This window comes from Massilia atriviolacea (genome assembly GCF_003953935.1).
In the GTDB taxonomy this organism is placed as follows: domain Bacteria; phylum Pseudomonadota; class Gammaproteobacteria; order Burkholderiales; family Burkholderiaceae_D; genus Telluria_A; species Telluria_A atriviolacea.
Window position 1 is genome coordinate 66,935 of sequence record NZ_RXLQ01000013.1, and the last position, 20,980, is coordinate 87,914.

General features: G+C 66.1%; 22 protein-coding genes. 14 read left to right on the top strand and 8 right to left on the bottom strand.

The features are described 5' to 3' along the window. Positions 1–109 precede the first annotated feature (109 nt). Complete coding sequence (locus EJB06_RS22505) at positions 110–724, top strand: OmpW/AlkL family protein (RefSeq protein WP_126076264.1); 615 nt, start codon at positions 110–112, stop codon at positions 722–724. A 60-nt stretch (positions 725–784) separates the two neighbouring features. Here the strand turns inward: EJB06_RS22505 and EJB06_RS22510 are convergent, their stop codons facing one another. The 3 genes from EJB06_RS22510 to pmbA form a co-directional block, all read right to left on the bottom strand. Then, positions 785–1,432 carry a glutaredoxin domain-containing protein gene (locus tag EJB06_RS22510; RefSeq protein ID WP_126076265.1) on the bottom strand — a complete coding sequence of 216 codons (648 nt, stop codon included), beginning with the start codon at positions 1,430–1,432 and terminating at the stop codon, positions 785–787. 71 nt (positions 1,433–1,503) lie between these two features. Further along, positions 1,504–2,589 carry a TRAP transporter substrate-binding protein gene (locus tag EJB06_RS22515; protein WP_126076266.1) on the bottom strand — a complete coding sequence of 362 codons (1,086 nt, stop codon included), beginning with the start codon at positions 2,587–2,589 and terminating at the stop codon, positions 1,504–1,506. Positions 2,590–2,780: 191 nt separating this feature from the next. Next, complete coding sequence (gene pmbA, locus EJB06_RS22520) at positions 2,781–4,133, bottom strand: metalloprotease PmbA (RefSeq protein WP_126076267.1); 1,353 nt, start codon at positions 4,131–4,133, stop codon at positions 2,781–2,783. Between the two features lie 92 nt (positions 4,134–4,225). Between pmbA and yjgA the strand changes: the two genes are divergently transcribed. From yjgA to EJB06_RS22560, 8 genes are all read left to right on the top strand, one after another. Continuing rightward, on the top strand, positions 4,226–4,858 hold the full coding sequence (yjgA, locus tag EJB06_RS22525; protein ID WP_126076268.1) for a ribosome biogenesis factor YjgA: 633 nt from the start codon (positions 4,226–4,228) through the stop codon (positions 4,856–4,858). Further along, the gene (mog, locus tag EJB06_RS22530) at positions 4,836–5,486 is read left to right on the top strand and encodes a molybdopterin adenylyltransferase (RefSeq protein WP_126076269.1); all 651 of its coding nucleotides are present in this window, start codon (positions 4,836–4,838) and stop codon (positions 5,484–5,486) included. The genes yjgA and mog overlap by 23 nt, the downstream gene beginning before the upstream one ends. Further along, positions 5,483–6,151 (top strand): alpha/beta hydrolase, encoded by a 669-nt coding sequence (locus EJB06_RS22535; protein ID WP_126076270.1) that lies wholly within the window; start codon positions 5,483–5,485, stop codon positions 6,149–6,151. The genes mog and EJB06_RS22535 overlap by 4 nt, the downstream gene beginning before the upstream one ends. 80 nt (positions 6,152–6,231) lie before the next feature. Further along, positions 6,232–6,498, top strand: a complete 267-nt coding sequence (locus EJB06_RS22540) for a hypothetical protein (protein ID WP_126076271.1) — start codon at positions 6,232–6,234, stop codon at positions 6,496–6,498. Positions 6,499–6,507: 9 nt separating this feature from the next. Then, entirely contained in the window at positions 6,508–7,608 is a 1,101-nt protein-coding gene (locus EJB06_RS22545; RefSeq protein WP_126076272.1) for a saccharopine dehydrogenase family protein, read from the top strand. Between the two features lie 47 nt (positions 7,609–7,655). After that, positions 7,656–7,853 (top strand): hypothetical protein, encoded by a 198-nt coding sequence (locus tag EJB06_RS22550; RefSeq protein ID WP_126076273.1) that lies wholly within the window; start codon positions 7,656–7,658, stop codon positions 7,851–7,853. Between the two features lie 454 nt (positions 7,854–8,307). Further along, the gene (locus tag EJB06_RS22555; RefSeq protein WP_126076274.1) at positions 8,308–9,303 is read left to right on the top strand and encodes a hypothetical protein; all 996 of its coding nucleotides are present in this window, start codon (positions 8,308–8,310) and stop codon (positions 9,301–9,303) included. Between the two features lie 43 nt (positions 9,304–9,346). Next, the gene (locus EJB06_RS22560) at positions 9,347–9,586 is read left to right on the top strand and encodes a hypothetical protein (protein WP_126076275.1); all 240 of its coding nucleotides are present in this window, start codon (positions 9,347–9,349) and stop codon (positions 9,584–9,586) included. 54 nt (positions 9,587–9,640) lie between these two features. Here the strand turns inward: EJB06_RS22560 and EJB06_RS22565 are convergent, their stop codons facing one another. Beyond that, positions 9,641–10,195 carry a carboxymuconolactone decarboxylase family protein gene (locus EJB06_RS22565; protein ID WP_126076276.1) on the bottom strand — a complete coding sequence of 185 codons (555 nt, stop codon included), beginning with the start codon at positions 10,193–10,195 and terminating at the stop codon, positions 9,641–9,643. 131 nt (positions 10,196–10,326) lie between these two features. On the opposite strand from EJB06_RS22565, the gene EJB06_RS22570 reads away from it, so the two are divergent. Further along, complete coding sequence (locus EJB06_RS22570; RefSeq protein WP_126076277.1) at positions 10,327–11,649, top strand: aspartate aminotransferase family protein; 1,323 nt, start codon at positions 10,327–10,329, stop codon at positions 11,647–11,649. A 23-nt stretch (positions 11,650–11,672) separates the two neighbouring features. Here EJB06_RS22570 and EJB06_RS22575 read toward each other — a convergent pair whose 3' ends face one another. From EJB06_RS22575 to EJB06_RS22585, 3 genes are all read right to left on the bottom strand, one after another. Further along, positions 11,673–13,277 carry a hypothetical protein gene (locus tag EJB06_RS22575; RefSeq protein ID WP_126076278.1) on the bottom strand — a complete coding sequence of 535 codons (1,605 nt, stop codon included), beginning with the start codon at positions 13,275–13,277 and terminating at the stop codon, positions 11,673–11,675. A gap of 217 nt (positions 13,278–13,494) precedes the next feature. Further along, positions 13,495–14,346 carry a fumarylacetoacetate hydrolase family protein gene (locus tag EJB06_RS22580; protein WP_126076279.1) on the bottom strand — a complete coding sequence of 284 codons (852 nt, stop codon included), beginning with the start codon at positions 14,344–14,346 and terminating at the stop codon, positions 13,495–13,497. Between the two features lie 65 nt (positions 14,347–14,411). Beyond that, complete coding sequence (locus EJB06_RS22585) at positions 14,412–15,260, bottom strand: c-type cytochrome (RefSeq protein ID WP_126076280.1); 849 nt, start codon at positions 15,258–15,260, stop codon at positions 14,412–14,414. A gap of 93 nt (positions 15,261–15,353) precedes the next feature. Between EJB06_RS22585 and EJB06_RS22590 the strand changes: the two genes are divergently transcribed. From EJB06_RS22590 to EJB06_RS22605, 4 genes are read left to right on the top strand one after another with little or no spacing between them, the layout of a single operon-like run. Continuing rightward, entirely contained in the window at positions 15,354–15,728 is a 375-nt protein-coding gene (locus EJB06_RS22590) for a c-type cytochrome (RefSeq protein ID WP_229427225.1), read from the top strand. Continuing rightward, entirely contained in the window at positions 15,725–16,663 is a 939-nt protein-coding gene (locus EJB06_RS22595) for a cytochrome c oxidase subunit II (RefSeq protein WP_126076282.1), read from the top strand. The genes EJB06_RS22590 and EJB06_RS22595 overlap by 4 nt, the downstream gene beginning before the upstream one ends. Further along, positions 16,660–19,164, top strand: coding sequence for a cytochrome c oxidase subunit I (gene ctaD, locus EJB06_RS22600; protein WP_126076283.1), 2,505 nt, complete (start codon positions 16,660–16,662; stop codon positions 19,162–19,164). Before EJB06_RS22595 ends, ctaD begins: the two co-directional genes overlap by 4 nt. Continuing rightward, positions 19,149–19,499 carry a hypothetical protein gene (locus tag EJB06_RS22605; protein WP_229427226.1) on the top strand — a complete coding sequence of 117 codons (351 nt, stop codon included), beginning with the start codon at positions 19,149–19,151 and terminating at the stop codon, positions 19,497–19,499. Before ctaD ends, EJB06_RS22605 begins: the two co-directional genes overlap by 16 nt. 52 nt (positions 19,500–19,551) lie before the next feature. Here the strand turns inward: EJB06_RS22605 and EJB06_RS22610 are convergent, their stop codons facing one another. Beyond that, the gene (locus EJB06_RS22610; protein WP_126076284.1) at positions 19,552–20,913 is read right to left on the bottom strand and encodes a PQQ-dependent sugar dehydrogenase; all 1,362 of its coding nucleotides are present in this window, start codon (positions 20,911–20,913) and stop codon (positions 19,552–19,554) included. Positions 20,914–20,980: the final 67 nt, after the last annotated feature.

Below are 20,980 nucleotides of genomic sequence, written 5' to 3' on the forward strand. Positions count from 1 at the left end.
ATACCGCTTTTCATCATTGCTTCGTTTTTTTGATTCACATCAACGATTTTGTTGAGGTCAATCAATAAACTTCAGTCATACCCAATGACAAACGAAGAAGGATGTTGTGATGAAGAGCAAATTGTTAGCAGCAGTAGCAGTCAGCATGCTGGGCCTGGTCGCCGTTGAAGCTCAGGCGCAAGATGGACAATGGCTGGTGCGCGCGCGCGCCGCGCACCTGAATCCGGCCGACAAGTCGACCCCGGTGGCCGGGGTGGGCGCATCGGACCGCATCTCGGTGTCCGACAAGACGATTCCGGAATTCGATGTCAGCTATTTCTTCACGCCGAACCTGGCGGCCGAACTGGTGCTGACCTATCCGCAAAAACATGATGTGATGCTCGACGGCGCCAAGATCGGCACCTTCAAGCACCTGCCGCCCAGCCTGCTGGCGCAGTACCACTTCAACCCGATCGGGCAGTTCAAGCCTTACCTGGGCGCCGGTATCAACTACACGCGCATCTCGAAGGTCAAACTGCTCAACGGCGCGGGCAATCTGGAGAACGACAGCGTGGGACTGGCCTTCCAGGCCGGCGTGGATTACAGGATCGATAAAAACTGGTCGCTCAACCTGGACGTCAAGCGCATCAACATCCGCAGCGATGTGACGATCGCCGGCGTCAAGGCCAGCACCGTCAAGGTCGATCCGGTCCTGATCGCCGTCGGCGTCGGTTACCGCTTCTGATCGACGTGAAGGGGGCGCCCGCCAGGGCGCCGCGCAGGACGCCCTGCGCGGCGTTCGCGCTCAGCGCAGATTGGCCTGCGGCTTGTCCTTGAGTTCATTGACGGCCGCCAGGATCTCCGACTCGTTGTATCCGCCGAAGCGCCGGTATCCCACATACGTGAGCGGATAGCCGCTGCCCGCAAGCGAATTGTAGGCCATCAAGCCGGCTTCCGACTCCTCGACGTCGACATCCTCGAAGGGGATGTTCTTTTCCTGGAACAATTCACGCTGCGCCTTGCAGTAGCCGCACCATTTGGTCCCGTACAACACGACCCTGGGCTTGTCCTGCTCGTCGAAATGAGCGGACAGGGCGATGCGCTCGCGCCGCGTCAGCGCATCCTTGCCCAGCACCTCGCCGAGCATGCCGGCCAGCTTGTGCACATCGTCGCCGACGGTGCGCTGCTTGCCGGCGATGACGGTCGGCATGGCGTTCACCCCGTATTTTCTGTCCGGCTCGCTCAGGATCACTTCCTGGAAGCCGATCACGCGCTTTTTCAGCTCGGTGCGGACCTTGTCGCACGGCTCGCCGCAGTCGGCGCTGGTAAACAGCATCACGGCCGGCTTGCCGTCCTTGTCGAAGGAGCCGCCGCCGTTGCCGCCGAGGCGGCCGGTTTTGTAGGCATACAGGGCGCCGCCGGCAACCAGGGCGAGGAAGAGAATTCGTTTCATGATTGTTTTGTCAGATAGCGCATCCCGCCGTGCGCGCGAAGCGGTGACGGGATGCTTTACTTTACTTGAGCTTACTTGCGGCCGGCCTTGATCATGTAATCGAGCATGGCCGCTTCCGACACCGAGGCCCACATGTTCTGGTCCTGGCGGAATCGCTTCCACGGCTCGTAGATGGTCTTGAACTTGGCGTTCTTGGCCGCTTCCTCGTTCATCACGTCCTGCGCCGCCTTGTAGCAGCCATCCATGATGTCTTTCGAGAAGGTACGCAGCTTGACGCCGTTCTTCATCAGGCGCGCCAGCGCGGCCGGGTTCTTGGCGTCGTACTCGGCCTGCATGCCGATGTGCGCTTCATACGTGGCGCATTCGAGCGCGGCCTGGTATTCCTTGGGCAGCTTTTCCCATTCCTTGATGCCGACGTAGAAGGAGAAGCTCGCGCCCGCTTCCCACCAGCCCGGCGCGTAGTAATACGGCGCCACCTTGTAGAAGCCCAGTTTTTCGTCATCGTAGGGACCGACCCATTCGGCCGCGTCGATCGTGCCTTTTTCCAGCGCGGGATAAATGTCGCCGCCGGCCAGTTGCTGCGGCACCAGGCCCAGGCGCTCCAACACCTTGCCCGCAAAACCGCCGACGCGCATCTTGGTGCCCTTCAGGTCCGCCACGGACTTGATTTCTTTGCGGAACCAGCCGCCCATCTGGGTGCCGGAATTGCCGCCCAGGAAGTTGACGATGCCATAGCCCTTGAAGAAATTGCGCGTCAGTTCGCGTCCGCCGCCTTCCTGGTACCAGGCGGTATGCTGGCGCGAGGTCAGGCCGAACGGGACCGCGCAGTCGAAGGCGAAGGTGGCGTCCTTGCCGAAGTAGTAGTAGGACGCGCTGTGGCCGATTTCCACAGTGCCGGCCTGGACCGCGTCGAGCACCTGCAGGCCGGGGACGATTTCGCCGGCCGCGAACGAGCGGATATTGAATTTGCCACCGGTCAGCTCGGACACGCGCTTGGTCAGGATATCGGCCGCGCCGAAAATGGTGTCCAGGGATTTGGGAAAGCTGCTGGCGAGGCGCCAGTTGATGGTCGGTTGCGACTGGGCCAGCGCCGGTGCGGCGACGACGCCGGCCGCAGCGCCGACTGCCGCTTTTGTAATGAAGGAACGACGTTCCATATGTCTGTGTCTCCTGAAGGGTTTACGTCACGGAAATACCACCAGTGTCATGGTGCCTGGGCTAGTGTATTTGCGTCTAGGCAAGCTGGCAACGTCTTTTATCTTACGGGAGCCTTACAGGGTCGTGCGGAGAATGCGGAAGGGGCTCGGCGTGGGCGCGACGGCCCACGCGCAGAAGAGAACGAGGCCGCTCAGCCGCCGGCCACCACCATTTTTTCGATCAGGATCGAGCCGGTCTGCTTGTTGCCACGGATCAGAACGTCATTGCCGATGGCGACGATCTGCTGGAAGATATCCTTCATGTTGCCGGCGATGGTGATTTCCTCGACCGGATACTGGATCACCCCGTTTTCGACCCAGAACCCCGACGCGCCGCGCGAATAGTCGCCTGTGACGTAGTTGGTGCCCTGGCCCATCAGTTCGGTCACCAGCAGACCGCGCCCCATCTTCCTGATCATGCCGGCGAAGTCGTCGCCGCGCCTGGTCTGCGTGGAGCTCATGGTCAGGTTGTGCGAACCGCCCGCGTTGCCGGTGGTTTTCATGCCCAGCTTGCGCGCCGAGTAAGACGACAGGAAATAGCCCTGCACCACGCCATCCTTGACCACATCGCGGCGCACGGTGCGCACGCCCTCTTCGTCGAACGGGGCCGAACCGACGCCGCCGATCACATGCGGGTCTTCCAGGATCTGTATATGCGAAGGGAAGACCGATTGCCCCAGCGAATCGAGCAGGAAGGTCGACTTGCGGTACAGCGCGCCGCCCGAGGTGGCCTGCACGAAGGAGCCGAGCAGGCCGGCCGCCAGCGGCGCTTCGAACAGCACCGGGCAGGTGCGCGTATCGAGCGTGCGCGCGTTCAGGCGCGCCAGCGCGCGCTCGGCCGCGTAACGGCCCACCGCTTCGGGCCGGGCCATTTTTTTCGGGTCGCGCACCGAGGTGTACCAGTCGTCGCGCTGCATCCTGGCGCCCTTGCCGGCGATCGGCGCCACCGACAGGGTGTGGCGCGAGAACGGATAGCCGCCCGCGAAACCGCGCGAATTGGCCGACACGAAGTGCGACTGCTGCACATGCACGCTGGCGCCTTCGCTGTTGGTGATGCGCGGGTCGACGTCGAAGGCGGCCGCTTCGGCGCGCTGCGCCAGCGCCACCGCCTCTTCGGTCGAGATCATCCACGGGTAGCACAGGCGCAGGTCGCGCGGCTTGGTCTCGAGCATGTCGGCATCGGCCAGGCCGGCGCAGTCGTCCTCGGCCGTGAAGCGGGCGATGTTGTAGGCCGCGTCGACCGTGGCGCGCAGGGCCGCCGGGGAAAAGTCGGAGGTGCTGGCATTGCCGCGTTTTTGACCGATATACACGGTCACGCCCATGCCCTTGTCCTTATTTTGCTCGATCGTCTCGATTTTGCCACGCCGGACCGAGACCGCCAGCCCGCTTCCCTCGCTGATGTCGACGGCGGCGTCGGTGCCGCCCATCTCTTTGGCAAAGGCCAAAACGTCGCGCGCCAGCTGCTGCAGCTGATCCTGGGTGTGGATAAAGACGGAGTCGTTCATGTGTGGTTTTCTTCGGCTGTCCGGTTAAACGGGTATGATAGCAGTCGTTTACAGTTTTTACTGGTCGGCTTTACGCCTATCGGAACCATATCATGCCAAATCCAAACCGGGGCGCCTGCGGCTTCCAATCCTCCGAGTTCGAACAAGAATACGAACGCCCTTCCAAGTCCGAACTCAAGCGCCAGATGAACGAGCTGCAAAAGCTCGGCGAAGAACTGGTCGCCGAAGCGCGCGACCGCGTCAAGCGCGTGCCGATGCCGGAAGACGTGCGCGACGCCATCCTGGCCTGCCAGCTGATCACCAACCACGAAGGGCGGCGCCGCCAGATGCAATTCGTCGGCAAGAAGATGCGCACCCTCGACGAGGAAGAAGTGGCCGTCATCCAGCGCACCATCGACAGCTGGAAAGGCATGTCCAAGGCCGATACCGCCGCCCTGCACGCGCTCGAACGCCGCCGCGACAAGCTGCTGGCCGACGACAAGGCCCTGACCGTGTTGCTGGAAGAAAACCCGGAACTCGACGTGCAGCACCTGCGCACCCTGATCCGCAACGCGCGCAAGGAACAGGCCGAGAACAAGCCGCCCAAGGCTTACCGCGAGATCTTCCAGATCCTCAAGGATATCGACAAGAAGCGCAAGGCCGCCGCCAAGCCGGCCGGCCATGACGAAGACGGGGATCAGGACGAACACGGCGAGCTTATCGATGACGAGTCCGGCGACGCGTAATCCGGTGGCGCCGGCGCCCGGGCTGGTGATCGGCCTGGTCTCGGTCTCCGACCGCGCCAGCGGCGGCGTGTATGAAGACAAGGGCTTGCCGGCGCTGGCCGAGTGGCTGGCCGCCGCCCTCGCCACGCCCTACCGCATCGAAACGCGCCTGATTCCCGACGAACGCGCGCAGATCGAAGCGACCCTCACCGAGCTGGTCGACACGGCGCGCTGCCACCTGGTGCTCACCACCGGCGGCACCGGCCCGTCGCGGCGCGATGTCACGCCGGAAGCCACGCTCGCCATCGGCACCAAAGAAATGCCCGGCTTCGGCGAGCAGATGCGCCAGATCAGCCTGCGGTTCGTGCCGACCGCGATCCTGTCGCGCCAGACGGCGGTGATCCGCGAAATCGACGGCCACGCCGCGCTGGTGATGAACCTGCCGGGCCAGCCGAAAGCCATCAAAGAAACCCTCGAAGGCCTGAAAGACGCGGACGGCAAGCAACTGGTCGGCGGCATCTTCGCGGCCGTGCCCTACTGCGTCGACCTGATCGGCGGCCCCTACATGGAAACCAACCCGGCCGTGTGCAAGGCATTCCGGCCGAAATCGGCGCTGCGTCCCGCGCCCTCCACCGAGAACAACGCATGAGCGAACTGTTAGAAAACATCGAAGTCGTCACCGCCCCGAACCCCACCGTGGCGATCATCTGGATGCACGGCCTGGGCGCCGACGGCAACGACTTCGTGCCGCTGGTCAATGAACTGGACCTGGCCGGCTTGCCCGGCATCCGTTTCGTCTTCCCGCATGCCAACACGATGCCGGTGACCATCAACAACGGCTACGTGATGCGCTCGTGGTACGACATCGTCCACGCCGACCTCGGCCGCCGCGAAGACGAAGCCGGCCTGCGCGCCTCGCAATTGCAGGTCGAAGCGCTGATCGCGCGCGAAAAAGCGCGCGGCATTCCGGCCTCGCGCATCATCCTGGCGGGCTTTTCGCAGGGCTGCGCGATGACCTTGCAGACCGGCTTGCGCCATCCGGAAAGGCTGGCCGGCCTGATGTGCCTGTCCGGTTACGTGCCCCTGGCCGACAAGGTCGCCGCCGAGCGCTCGGAAGCGAGCCTGGGCACGCCGGTGTTCATGGTGCACGGCCAGCACGACGGCGTGATTCCGATCGCCCGCGCCGCGGCGTCGCGCGACCTGCTCGCCTCGCTCGGTTACCAGGTCGAATGGCACGATTACATGATGCAGCACTCGCTGTGCCAGGAAGAAATCGACCACATCGGCGCCTGGCTGAAAAAAGTCCTGGCCTGATCCGGGAAGCGCGCCGGTGTAACTTGGGTCCGCCTGGCGCAGAGCGCGTAGAATGCGTTCTTTGATAGCAAAGGCAGACAATGAAAAAAACCGGCTTGGCAAAGAGTGACGCCAAAAAATTGATGGGCAAGATGGTCGTCCCGGGCGGCGCCGGCTTCGGCACCGCCGCCAGCCCCGTCGTCGACCGCCGCGAGCAGCGCAAGCGCGACCAGGCACTGGGCCTGGTTCCCTTCGCCGTGAAACTCAACAGCGAGCTGGTGTTGCAACTGCAAACCCTGGCCAGGGAACGCGACGCCGACCTCAATGCGCTCGTCGCCGAGCTGCTGGCCAAGGGCCTCGCGGCCTGACGACCCGGCATGAAAACGGTCGTTCTCGGCGGATACGGTAACTTCGGCGCCCGCATCTGCCGTGCCCTGGCGCCCAGCCCGGGCATCGAGCTGATCGTTGCCGGGCGCAAGCTGGACAAGGCCAGCGCCCTGGCCCGCGCCTGCGGACACGGTGCCGGCGCCGCCCGCATCGACATCCACGATCCCCAACTCGCACAAGCCCTGCGCGCCCTCGGCGCCGAACTGGTGATCCACACCGCCGGCCCCTTCCAGCAGCAGGATTACGGCACCGCGCTGGCCACGGCCGCCGCCGGCGCCCACTACATCGACCTGGCCGACGGGCGCCGCTTCGTGTGCGACTTTCCGGCCGCGCTGGACCGGGCTTTCCGCCAGCACCAGCGCCTCGGCATCAGCGGCGCCAGCAGCGTGCCGGCCCTGTCCTCGGCCGTGGTCGACCACCTGACGGCGGGCTGGCGCAGCATCGACGCGATCGAGATGTGCATCGCCCCGGCCCAGACCGCGCCGCGCGGGGTGGCGACCATGGAGGCGGTGCTGAGCTATTGCGGCGCGCCGGTCCAGGTCTGGCAGGACGGCCGCTGGACCACCCAGCTCGGCTGGGCGGCGCCGACCACGGTCGCCTACGCGCGCCTGCGCCCGCGCCTGGCGTCGCTGTGCGACATTCCCGACCTCGAACTGTTTCCGGCCCACTATGCGGGCGTGAAGACCGTGATGTTCCGCGCCGCGCTGGAGACGGGCATCAGCCAGCGCGGCATGGCGGCGCTGGCGCTCTTGCGCCGGTTCGGGCTGCTGCGCCATCCGGAACGCTTCGCCGGCCTGCTCAACCGCGCCGCCGACGGCTTGAACTTCCTCGGCTCGGCGCTGGGCGGGATGGTGGTGCGCGTGCGCGGCGTGGACGCCGCCGGCGCTCCCGCACAGCGCGCCTGGCATATCGCGGCCGACAACGACCATGGGCCGGAAATCCCGTGCATGGCGGCCGTGCTGCTGGCGCGCCGGCTCGCTGCGGGCACGCTGAAGGCGGTCGGCGCGCATACCAGCGTCGGCCAGCTGACGCTGGCGCAGTTCGAACCGGAGTTCGCCAAGTGGGGCATGGTGACCGACCTCGGCGAGTGATCGGTTATCATCCGAGCTCGGACAACAACGCTGAAAGAGGTGGCAACATGGCCAAGAAAGAAGAACTCGACGAGGAAACCCTGGCGCTGATTCACTGGTGCATCGAGGTGGAAGGCTTCCTGGTGGCCGGCGGCGCAACCCAGAAGCAGGCGCAGGAGCATATCGAAGAACAGGTCGAGTGGTTTACCGACCAGTTCTACGATGGATTGACGCCGGAAGAAGCGGCGAAGGAAGCGCTCGCTTAAAGCGGCAAGGCGCGTCCCCCGGACGCGCATCCCCTCGCACCGCGCATTGCCCCGCAGTGCGACCTCGTCGGCCACATCGTGGGCCGGCTCCCGACTCCCCCTTTTTTGGCCTTGCTGGCGCGCCTGGCAGCGGCAAGCGAGGCGCGGATTGCAGTGCGTTGCCGATCGCCTAGTGTTGAGCCTGCAGGCCATCGAAGCGCGACCGGCAAGCCCTTGAACGCCGGGCAGCAACAAGCCGTGTTCGGCGAATCGGTCTTCGCCGCCGCCGTCGATGCCGGCGTCTGCGCGTGCGCCACATGCATCACCCCGGGCAAAAACCGTCTGGCCTTTTGATCCCATCAAATCGATCATGTCGATGTCGTCGAACAGTGCACGCGCACAGATTGCACCGATGAGGTGCTGACGACGGCGCGCCCGCACCACAGACTTCGTCCACTAACTTGCCCGGCAATCGTTGACCACCACACCAACCGATGCCTTGCATTCCCTCTGTGCGCCGACGGGCTCGTCGCAAAAGTTCAATATTCTCGATCGGTTGTTGAGCTGTCTCGCGCTGTCTTCAATTGGCATCGTAGCGGCCTGCGTGCGCGCAGTGACAGCGGGTAGGCTATTCAGACCTTCACCGCACACCGCAGGCACGCGCCGTGCCGGATTGGTGGCGAATTTCACCAACGCCAACACCCCCATCATGACTAGCGACGTCCGATGCGACGAACAGGATATTCAAAAAATCGAGGCGCTCTTGCTCGCCCACGATATCGCAAGGAATTACTTCCGGGGTGAACTGTATGACTGGATGGGAAACAGCTTCGATGGCGTTTTGCTGGAACTAAAAGGGGGGAGCCCGGTCAAACTTGATGCAGAAATAACTGCTCGTCTTTTCATGATTCCGGACAAGTCGACGGTATGGGCCCTTAAAGTGAACGAACATGGCAATGCACCCGCAGGCATGAACATCTATTCGACCAACCCGATTATCCCCGACGACGAGCAAAACAGCATCACCGTTTTTCGCTTGGAAAAGACGCCGGGCGACTGGTGCGATGCCCTATTTATTGGCAGGACAATGCTGCGCACCGATGCGCCATCCAGGTTCGGCACTGTGGCGTTCGGATTGATGGCGGTGACGGCCTACCGCCTCGGTTTCGACCAGATTGGACTGTATGCGGCAGGACGCGGACCTTTGCGGCCAGCCGATCCGGACGCGTATATCGGCTATTTCGTCTGGCCCAAGTTTGGATTCGACGCCCCCGTGGACGTCGCCGAAATGAGCAGGCATCCTGCTCACTCGATGCATGGGTTGCGCACGGTACAGGATGTCATCGCATGCGCCCCGGAGTGGTGGACAGACCACGGTAGCGCGCGGCATATGCAGTTCGATCTACGGCCCCACAGCCGATCATGGTCGATTTTGATAAACTATCTTTGGACGACGCTGACCGATTTTTAGCTACTGTTGCGATTGCTAAAGAAACCATATTGAGGTGAATGTCATGTCACTGAGCAAAGCTCAAGCAGAGCAGCTCGCCGAGTACAGGCGCGCAGCGGACGCATTACGCAAAAAGATCGCTGCCACGGCGGTCCGCGATGAACGGGAAATTCTTCCAGTCAATGGCATCGTTCACTTCCCCGACAACTGCAAGCCACTGACGTCCGAGCAGGCCGTGGCCCTGTTTGGGAAGTCGGTATTTTCTGCCGCCTTGCTGCGCGAGATCGCCGACGACGGTCGCTGAAACCGTTCTTCCCGCACCCACTAGCTTGCTTCGACGACTCACCGGACAGGTACGCTACTCCGGCAAGGGCGCCGCTGTCGACGCCGGCGCCGGCGTCTGCGCCGCGTTCATCACCATCGCCAGAAAAGTATAGTACCCATTGATCCCCATCAAATCGACCACGCCTTTTTCGCCGAACAGCGCCAGCGCGTTCGCATAGGTCGCATCGCTGACGCGCTTGCTGCGGTGCAGCTCCACGCAAAAGTCGTACACCAGCGCCTCGTCGACCAGCATGGCCGGCGACTTGCGCCGTTCCGCAATCGCCCTGACGATGCCCGGCTCGATCCCGCTGCGCTCGGCAATCGGCGCATGGATCGCCCACTCCACCTGCTGGTCCCACTCGCGCGCCGTCACCAGGATGGCGATTTCCGACAGGCGCGTGCCGATCGCGCTGCGGTAGCGCAGGTACTCGCCCATGCGCTGGGCGCTTTCCATCAGTTCCGGACTGCGCAGCAGCGGCACGAAAGGCCCGTACACGGCCCCGCGCGGGCCGTCGATGATCGCCTGGGCCGCCGCCCGCTGCGCCGCCGTCAGTTGTCCGGGCGCCAGGGGCCCGAGTCGGTCGATCATGAGCCTGCCTTTCCTGTGTTGCGTTTATTGCCGCAGGCAAAAATATTTGCACACGGCAAGGGTTAGATCAACAGAATCGCGACGTTCTCCGTCTATTGTCGATCATCAACAATTTCAGCGATGAGGACCGTATGAGCCACATGATTCACCGTAATCTCCGGCAAACCCCGCCGGTTGCCGTCAGCGCCCAGGGCATGCTGGTGCGCGACAGCGAGGGGCGCACCTACATCGATGCCTGCGGCGGCGCGGCGGTGTCCTCGCTCGGCCACGGCCACCCCGACATCCTGAGCGCGATGCACCGCCAGATCGACCGCAACGCCTATGCCCACACCGCCTTCTTCACCACCGATGTGGCCGAGGAACTGGCCGACCGCCTGACCGCCGGCGCGCCCGAAGGCTTGACCGAAGTGTACCTCGTCTCGGGCGGCTCGGAAGCGATGGAGACGGCGATGAAGCTGGCGCGCCAGTATTTCGTCGAGAATGGCGAGACCCAGCGCACCAAATTCATCGCGCGCCGCCAGAGCTACCACGGCAACACGCTGGGCGCGCTGGCCGTGGGCGGCAACGAATGGCGGCGCCGCCATTTCGCGCCGCTGCTGATCGACGTGGCGCGCGTGGCGCCCTGCTACGAATACCGCGACCGCCTGCCCGACCAGACCCAGGACCAGTACACCAGCGCCCTGCTGCGCGAACTCGACGAACAGATCCACGCGGCCGGCCCGCACAACATCATCGCCTTCGTGGCCGAGCCGGTGGTGGGCGCGACCGGCGGCGCGATTCCGCCCACGCCCGGCTACTTTCGCGGCGTGCGCAGCCTGTGCGACCGCTACGGCATCCTGTTCATCGCCGACGAAGTCATGTGCGGCATGGGCCGCACCGGCACCATGTATTCGATCGAGCAGGATGGCGTCTCGCCCGACATCATCACCATCGCCAAGGGCCTCGGGGCCGGCTACCAGCCGATCGGCGCGGTGCTGGCCCAGCGCGCCCTGGTCGAGCAGCTGCGCAAGGGCAGCGGCGCCTTCCAGCACGGGCACACCTACATCGGCCATCCGGTCGCCGCCGCCGCCGCGCTGGCGGTGCAGAAGGTGATCGAGCGCGACGACCTGCTGGCGGCGGTGCGCCTGCGCGGCGAATCGCTGCGGCGCATGCTGCTGGCCGAATTCGGCTCGCACCCGAACGTCGGCGATATCCGCGGGCGCGGCCTGCTGATGGCGCTCGAACTGGTGCGCGATCGCGACAGCAAGCAGCCCTTCGATCCGGCGCGCAAGCTGCACGCCTCGGTCAAGAACAAGGCCATGGCGAACGGCTTGATGGTCTATCCGATGGGCGGCACCATCGATGGCGTGCACGGCGACCATATCCTGCTGGCGCCGCCGTTCATCGCCACCGACGCCGACCTGTCGGAAATCGTCGCGCGCCTGTCCGATGCGCTGGCGGCGGCGCTCGACTGAAGCGGCAGACGCCGGCCCGCGCCCTAATCGGCCGGCGTCTTGACGATCAGGTCGACGATGGTCCACGAAAAGTCGGAGCGCAAGGTGTTGTCGAACACCGGATCGGTAATGCTCATGTAAAAGTCGCTGGCGTAGGGCATCATCGGTTTCGGCGCCGGCGCGTAGGCCGCCATGTTGTGGCAGGTGATGCAGTTCGACTGGATCCCGGTGCTGGCATTGATGCTGCCATTGATCGGGCGGCTGATGCCGGCGAACACATCCGGCCCGAAGCCCGCTTCCAGGTAGGGGTTGTAGCCGTACACCGGGGTGCCGACGTTCTTGCCATTGGTAATCGGCTGGGCCGGCACCACGCTCGAATACGCCAGCGCCATCGCATAGTGGCGCGCGGCGCCGTCCAGGTAGGCCAGCGGACGCGAGCCGGCGATGGTGGGCGAACTGGGCGCGAACGGGCGCTCGGGATCGGCCACCCACCAGAAGGTCTGCCAGGTCCACATCTTGTTTTCGCGCGTCGTGACGTGCATGCCGATCAAGATGGCGATGTCGCCGGCCGCGACCTGCTTGTTGAGCTGGGCCGACAGGTAGGGCGCGTTCTCGGCGGTGATGCGCGTGTGGATGAAGTCGCTAAGGTAAAAGGTATTGGCCGGCGTGCGCCGCTTGCATCCCGCATCGTTGCTGTTGCCGCCGATGCCGACCGGACGGTTGATGTCCACATACACGCAACTGTTCCAGGCGGTTTCGGCGAATCCGCTGTCGGGCCTGGCGGCGCCCGGTCCCGGCCAGCCCGGAAAGGCGTAGATGCCGCGCTCCACATTCCTGGGAATGATCTTGAACACCGGCTTGATGGCGATCGCGTTGGTGGGGAAATTCGGCAGCTCGGTGTAGCCGTTGGCCATCAGCTGCTTGAGCGTGCTCTCGTAGAACAGGCGGTTGCTGATCGCGTGCTGCGCGGCCGGCGGGTTGTAGGCGACCGAGACCAGGATCGCGGTATCGGGCCTGCCGGGCGCGGGGGCCGGGGCCGACACCAGGCTGGCGCTCTTGTCCGCCGGCCGGTGGCCATGCTGGAACTGGCGCGGCAGGTGCAGGTCGAGCGTGGGGCGCTCCAGCGGACCGCGCCTGCCTTCGTCGCGCCGGCCCTCGTCGCGCTTGCGCTCGGGTGCGCTGCGGAAGATGATATTGCCCGGGGTGGTCCAGGTTTCGAAGGCGCGCACCGGCGTGCCGTCGACCATCCCGACCGGCTGGGTCAGCCCGGCCCACACTCCCCATGCGTGCTGGTGGATCTGGCTGTCCAGGGCGCCGTAAATCCACTGGTTCAGCTGGGTCTCGGCCTTGGGAAACACGAACGCCGGGTTGGGACGCGGCAAGTCCGGCAGGCACAGGAGATTGCCGTCGATATTGCCGATGTCGCCGTACTGGCGGATCGCGTTGACGCAGGCATCGAGATTGTCCAGGGTCGTGCTCTGCTGGGTGCCGCCGAGCTTCCTGCAATTGGCCTTGAGCTTGTCGCCATGGACCGCGATATTGCTGCAAGAAAGTTGATAGCTGCCTTGGGGAATCGACTGGGCGGCGCCGGCGAGCGGAACGGCCCAGCTGGCGAGGGCGAACAGGAGGGGGGTGCGATAGCTGCTCATGGTCTCTTTCTTCCGGGTTGAAGGGAGAAAGACCGGCATGGCGGGAACGATGCGTCATGCAGGCCGCGCGCGCCGGTTTTTTGACGTGCTGGACTGCATGGTGGACCTGAATTCCCAGCCTAATCTCACGAAAAGTCACTGCGAAGCAAAGCCATGTATTTACACAACAGAAGCGTTGCGCCAGCGTTGCGCTGGCGACGATACGCCCCTGTCCGGGTCAGGATTTGGCGTAGGCGATCACGTCCTGCTGCTGCTCGCCGAGGCCGGCGATGCCGAGGCGCAAGGTGTCGCCTTTTTTCAGGAAGCGCTGCGGGCTGCGCGCCACGCCCACGCCCGGCGGCGTGCCGGTGGCGATGATGTCGCCCGGTTCCAGGGTCATGAAGCGCGACAGGTAGCTGACGATCTGCGCCACGCTGAAGATCATGGTTTCGGTGGAGCCGGTCTGCATGCGCTTGCCGTTCAGTTCCAGGTACAGGTCGAGGCGCTGCACGTCGATCACTTCATCGCGCGTGACCAGCCACGGGCCGACCGGGCCGAAGGTGTCGCAGCCCTTGCCCTTGTCCCACTGCGGGCCGCGTTCGAGCTGGAACGAGCGCTCCGAGACATCGTTGACGACGCAGTAGCCGGCCACGTAATCGAGCGCGTCGTCTTCGCTGACGTACTGCGCGCGGGTGCCGATCACCACGCCGAGTTCGACTTCCCAGTCGGTCTTCTTCGCGCCTTGCGGCAGCATCACCGGGTCGTCCGGGCCGGACAGGCAGCTGATCGCCTTCATGAACACGATCGGTTCCGTGGGCGGCGTGGCGCCGGTTTCGGCGGCGTGGTCGGCGTAATTGAGGCCGATGCCGATGAATTTGCCGACGCCGTGAAGCGGCACGCCCAGGCGCGGATTGCCGCGCACCAGCGGCAAGGTCTTGTAGTCGATCCTGGCCAGCTTGCGCAGGGCCTTGTCGGACAGGACCGAGGCATCGATATCGGCGACGACGCCGGACAGGTCGCGCAGGCGCCCTTCCTCGTCGAACAAGCCGGGTTTTTCCTTGCCGGGACGGCCGTAACGAACCAGTTTCATGTGTATTCCTTCGTGGGGGACAGCGTAAAGTCGCCCGCGATTGTAGCGCAGGCCGGCGCGGCCGATCAGCGCAGGGTCAGGAGATAGGCGCTGATGTCGACCGCGTCGGCCTCGCTCACGTCCTGCACCGGCATGGCGGTGAGCGGATCGATGGCGTGCGGATCGCGGATCCAGCGCACCAGGTTTTCCTGCGTGTTGGGCAGATGGCCGGCGATGAAGCGGCGCTTGCCGAGACCCGCCAGGGGCCGCCCGACATAGGTGTCGGGACCGGTCACGCCGGGCACCACGTGGCAGGCGTTGCAGGCGTACTGGGTCAGGGCGATGCGCCCGCGCCCGGGATTGCCGGGCCAGCGCGCCGGCAGTGCGGGCGGCGGCGCCGCGCGCGCGGACGCTGCGGTCATGGCGGCATAGGCCGGCGGCGCCAGTTCCGGCAGCTTGACCATGAAAGCCACCAGCGACCAGATCTCGGCATCGGCCAGGTGGTATTCCCAGGCCGGCATGCCGCTCATCTTGATGCCGTTCCTGGTGATCCAGTACAGCTGCGCCGCCTGCCAGCGGCGCGCCGCGTCGACCAGCGGCCCGGGCACCGGCTGCATGCTCTTGCCGAAGTCCTGCTGCGCCACGCCGGGCGCGCCGTGGCACTGCACGCAGTGGTCGCGGTACAGCAGCGCCCCCTGGGCCACGCGCGCCGCGTCCAGCTGCGGCACCGCGACATCGCGCGCGTGGAAGCGCACCGAGTCGCGCATGCCCTGCTCCAGCAGCGTGTGGACGAACTGGAAATGCTGGTCGGTCGAACCGACGTTGTACCAGCCGCTCTTGAGCACCAGCGCGGCGCCGGCGGCGCCCGCCACGGCAAGCACAGCGAGGGTCGCGGCGGCGGTTTTCAGGATCAGGCGGACGCGGTTGGAAGGCATGGCGGAGCGCCGCCGGGGGCGCGTTCTGTTGAAAAAATGATAGCAATTTTTCTAGTATTATATCGATCCAAGTCGCTTTCGCAGGATCGTAACGTGCGCGTGTTTCCCCTTCCGATCGCCGTGGCGGCCGTGCTGTGCGCGGCGCTGGCCGGCTGCGACAACCGCGCCGCGCCCGTGCCCGTCGGCGCCGGCGACGCCGCCCTCGGCAAGCGCCTGATGGAGCAGTACCAGTGCGGCGCCTGCCACGCCATCCCCGGCGTGGGCGCGGCCACCGGCACGGCCGGCCCGCCGCTCGACAAATTCGGCCGGCGCAGCTACATCGCCGGCCGCATTCCCAACCTGCCAGGCCCGCTGGCCGACTGGCTGGTCGATCCTCCCTCCCTGAAACCCGGCACCATGATGCCCAATGTCGGCGTCTCCAGGGCCGAAGCACGCCACATGGCGGCCTACCTGGCCACCCTGCGATGAGCCGCGTGCCCTTGCAGTCGGTGCTGCACCCGGCCGGCCCCGACGCGGCCATCATCAGCCAGTTCGCCTGGGTCCTGTTCGGCGGCGGCGCGCTGGTGTTCGCGCTGGTGATGGCGCTGACCGCGCTCGGCCTCGGACGGCGCGCGCGCAGCGTGCGGCCGATGGCCTGGATCGCCGGCGCCGGCGTGGCCTTTCCGGTGGCGGTGCTGAGCGTGCTGCTGGCGTGGAGCACCTGGCGCAGCGGCCAGATGGCGGCCCAGAGCTCGCAGCACGCCACCCGCATCGCGCTCAGCGCCCATATGTGGTGGTGGGAAGTGCGCTACCCCGACCCCGGCGGCGGGCCGGATATCGTCAGCGCCAACGAAATCCATATTCCCACCGGGCGCCCGGTGTACCTGGGCCTGACCGCCGGCGACGTGATCCACAGCCTGTGGGTGCCTGCGCTGGGCGGCAAGATGGACATGGTGCCGGGCCGCGTCACCGGCCTGACGCTGCAGGCCGACCGGCCCGGCGTGTACCGCGGCCAGTGCGCCGAATACTGCGGCGAGCAGCACGCGCGCATGGCGCTGCATGTCGTCGCCCACACGCCGGCCGGCTACCAGCAATGGCTGGCGCGCCAGGCCGGCCCGGCCGCCGCGCCGTCGGATCCATCGGATCCATCAATCGCGCGCGGACGGCAAGCCTTCATCGCGCAGCGCTGCGTGGCCTGCCATACGATACGCGGCGTGAACGCGGCCACGCGCCTGGGGCCGGACCTGACCCGCGTCGGCGCCCGGCTGCACATCGGCGCCGGCACCCTGCGCACCCATCGCGGCACGCTGGCCGGCTGGATCGCCGACCCGCACAGCATCAAGCCGGGCGTGCGCATGCCGCCGGCCGGCATGGACGGCGACACCCTGAACGCGCTGGCCGCCTACCTGGAACAGCTCAAATGAGCGGCACCGCGCTGCCCAACAGCCTGCCGCGTCCGCCCGGCGAACGCGAACGCCTGGCGGCGGCGTGGAAGACGCCGGCCGGCTGGCGCTATCCGACCACCGTCAACAACACCAATATCGGCCTGCTCTACATCGGCACCTCGCTGCTGTTCTTCCTGCTGGCCGGTATCCTCGGCCTCTTGATGCGCATGCAGCTGGCGGTTCCCGACAATACCTTCCTGAGCGCCTCGACCTACAACCAGGTGTTCACCATGCACGGCACGGTGATGATGTTCCTGTTTGCGATTCCGGTGGTCGAGGCCATCGCGGTCTACCTGCTGCCGAACATGCTGGGCGCGCGCGACCTGCCCTTTCCGCGCCTGTCGGCCTACGCCTTCTGGGCCTACGCCATTGGCGGGCTGGCGTTTTTCTGCACCCTGTTCGTGGGACTGGCGCCGGACGGCGGCTGGTTCATGTATCCGCCGCTGACCGGCAAGGCCTATTCGCCGGGACTGAACGCCGATTTCTGGCTGCTCGGGATCGGCTTCATCGAAATTTCGGCCATCGCCGGCGCGATCGAACTGATCGTCGGCATCCTGTTTACGCGCGCGCCCGGCATGACCCTGGGCCGCATGCCGGTGTACGCCTGGGCCATGCTGGTGGTGGGCGTGATGATCGTGTTCGCCTTCCCGGCCATCATCGCCGGCACCGCCCTGCTGGAACTCGAACGCGCCTACGACTGGCCGATCTTCATCGCCGAGCGTGGCGGCGACCCGATCCTGTGGCAGCACCTGTTCTGGTTCTTCGGCCATCCCGAGGTGTACATCATCTTCCTGCCGGCCGCCGGGATGGTCTCGACCATGATCCCGGCGCTTGCCGGCGTGCCGCTGGTGGGACGGCGCGCCATCGTCGTGGCGCTGGTGGCGGTGGGCTTTTTCAGCTTTGCGCTGTGGGCCCACCACATGTTCACGGCGGGGCTGGGCGTGCTGAAAATGAGCTTCGTGTCGGCCGCCAGCATGGCCGTCGCTGTGCCGACCGCGATCCAGGTGTTCGCCTGGATCGCCACCATGTGGCGCGGGCGCGTGGCCATGTCGGCGCCGGCCCTGTTCCTGCTCGGCTTCCTGTTCATTTTCGTCCTCGGCGGGCTGACCGGGGTGATGGTCGCCGTGCTGCCGTTCGACTGGCAGGTGCACGACACCTACTTCATCGTCGCCCACCTGCACTATGTGCTCATCGGCGGCATGCTGTTTCCGGTGTTCGCGGCGCTGTACTACTGGATCCCGCTGATCAACGGCAACCGGCTCTCCGAACGCCTGGCGCGCTGGGTGTTCGGCCTGATGTTCGGGGGCTTCAACGTGGCCTTCTTCCCGATGCATATCACGGGCCTGCTGGGCATGCCGCGCCGCGTCTACACCTACAGCGGCGAGATGGGCTGGGATGGGCTGAACATGGTCTCCACCGTGGGCGCCTTCGTGTTCGCCTCCGGGGTGCTGCTGTTCCTGTTCGACCTGGCGCGCACCCTGCGCATGGCGGACAGGCAGGTCGGCAATCCGTGGAACGCCGCCACGCTGGAATGGCTGCCGTCGGAAGACTACGGCAACCGCAGCATCCCGCGGATTTCCTCGGGCGACCCGCTGTGGGAGCAGCCGACGCTGGCGCGCGAGGTCGAGGCGGGCCGGCACTACCTGCCCGGCAGCGTCAGCGGAGGGCGCGAGACGATCGCCACCAGCGCGCTCGGCGCCGTGCCGCGCTACCTGATGATCCTGCCCGGCGACAGCTGGTGGCCATTGATCGCCGCCGCCGGCACCGCCGGCTTCTTCCTGCTGCTGACGGTCAAATTCACCTGGACCGCCTGGGCCTGCGGGATCGCGGCGATGGTCGGCATCGTGGCGTGGCTGTGGCAGTCGGACCGGCCGCCGCCGCTGGCGCACGCCAAAGTCGGCGACGAACTGACCCTGCCCGTCGGCGCGCGCGGCACGGCCTCGCATTCGTGGTGGGCGACCCTGATCATGCTGGTGGTCGATGCGACCATCTTCGCGTCCTTCGTGTTCGCCTACATCCATATCTCGATGCGCCTGACCGTGTGTCCGCCGCCGCAGGCCGCGCTGGCCGCGCCGGTGTGGCCGCTGCTCTCGAGCGGGCTACTGGTCGCCAGTTCGGCGCTGGTCCGGCTGGCCAGCCGCGCGGTGGAGCGGCGCCGCCTGACGCCGCTGGTGCTGGCGGCGCTGGCGTGCATGCTGGCCGCGTTTGCGTGCGACTTCCACGGCCAGCGCCTGGCCGGGCTGGAGCCGACCGCGCAAGCCTGGAGCGCGACGGTGGCGACCCTGCTCGCCTACCAGGGCCTGCACGTGATCGTGCTGGCGATGGCGGCGCTGTACCTGTGCGCGCGCGCGTGGAGCGGCATGCTGACCGGCGCCAGCCGCGCCACGCTGGACAACACGGCGCTGATGTGGCACTACACCAGCCTGCAGGGGATCGTGGCGGCGGGCGCGATCCACCTCGTGCCATGGGTGATGGGATGATGGTGCGCGAGCGCCTTGGCGGCAAGCTGCTGCACGCCTGCGCGCCGCTGCTGGTGTGGGCGCTGCATTTTGTCGCGTGCTATGTGTGGGTGGCGGCGCTGTGCGCGCCCGGCCTGATCGATGGCGAAGCGCCGCGCCGCTGGGTGCCGGGCGTGGCGTCGGTGCTGGCCCTGGGGGTGTGCCTATGGCTGGCGTGGCGCGCGCGCCATGTGCTGGCAACGGCATCGGAACAGACAAGGCTGCTGGACTGGGCCAGCGCCGGCAGTGCGGTGCTGGCCGTGGTCGGCGTGGCCTGGACCAGCCTGCCGGTGCTGATGATCGACGGCTGCGCTTGAGAACGTCGTTCCCGCGCCAAGGCGGCGCCCGGCGGGAACGACGGCCCAGGCGCTAGTTGGCTGGCGGCGGGCTTGGTACTGGAACTGCTGCCGCCACCGCCGACGGCGTCACGCGCCAGACCACATTGCCCACGTCGTCGGCCACCAGCAGGGCGCCTGCCTTGTCGACCGCCACCCCGACCGGCCGCCCGTAGGCGTCGCCCGCCTCGTTCACGAAGCCCGTCAGTATCTCGATCGGCTTACCTTTCGGCATGCCCTTTTCGAAGGGCACAAACACCACGTTGTAGCCGCTCAGCGGTTCGCGGTTCCACGAACCGTGCTGGCCGATGAAGGCCCCGCCCGCGTACTGCGCCGGGAACAGGCTGCCCTCATAGAACACCAGGCCCAGCGGCGCCACGTGGCTGCCCAGCGCGAAGTCCGGCACGATGGCCTTGGCCACCAGCTCCGGCTTGGGCGGCTTGACCCGCTCGTCCACATGCTTGCCGTAGTAGCTGTACGGCCAGCCATAAAAACCGCCGTCCTTCACCGAGGTCAGGTAGTCCGGCACCAGGTCGCTGCCCAGCTCGTCACGTTCGTTGACCACCGTCCACAACGCCCCGCTCTGCGGTTGCCAGCCCATGCCGTTCGGATTGCGCAGGCCCGAGGCGAACAGGCGCGTGGCCTTGCTGGCCAGGTCGACTTCCAGGATCGCGGCGCGGTTGAGCTCGTTCTCCATGCCGTTCTCGGCCACGTTGCTGTTCGAGCCGACCGTCGCGTACAGCTTGCTGCCATCCTTGCTGGCGATGATGTTCTTGGTCCAGTGGTGGTTGATCGGCCCGCCAGGCAGGGGGGCCACCGTCTCGGGCGCGGCGGAAATGGCCGTCTCGCCGCTGCGGTACGGGAACTTGACGATGGCGTCGGCATTCGCGACGTACAGCACGTCGCCGACCAGCGCCATGCCGAACGGCGAATTGAGGCCCTTGAGGAATTCGGTGCGCACTTCGGCCGTGCCGTCGCCGTCGGCATCGCGCAGCAGGGTGATGCGGTTGGCGCTGGGCACCCCGGCGCCGGCCTTGGCCATCACCTTTTTCATCACGAAGCCCTTGATGCCCTTGCCATCCTCCGGCTTGGGCGGAGCGTTGGTTTCGGCCACCAGCACGTCGCCATTCGGCAGCACGTACAGCCAGCGCGGATGGTCCAGGCCGCTGGCCAGGGCCTTGACGGCCAGGCCGCCGGCGGCGCGCGGGGTGACGCCTGCCGGCCAGCTCCTGGCAGGGGCGATATTGACGGTCGGAATAAGCGTCTTGTTCGGCGCGGAAATCACCGGCGCCGCACCGACATCGGCGGTGGCGGGCAGGGTGGACTTTTCGCCGCAGGCCGCAAGGCCCAGCAGCATGCAGCCTGCGAGCAGGCGAACGGGCGGATGGTCGCGCATGGAAAATCTCCTTGGATTGGTCGGGAAGCGGTCCCGGCGATTCTAGACGAATCGTCCAATCTTGCTC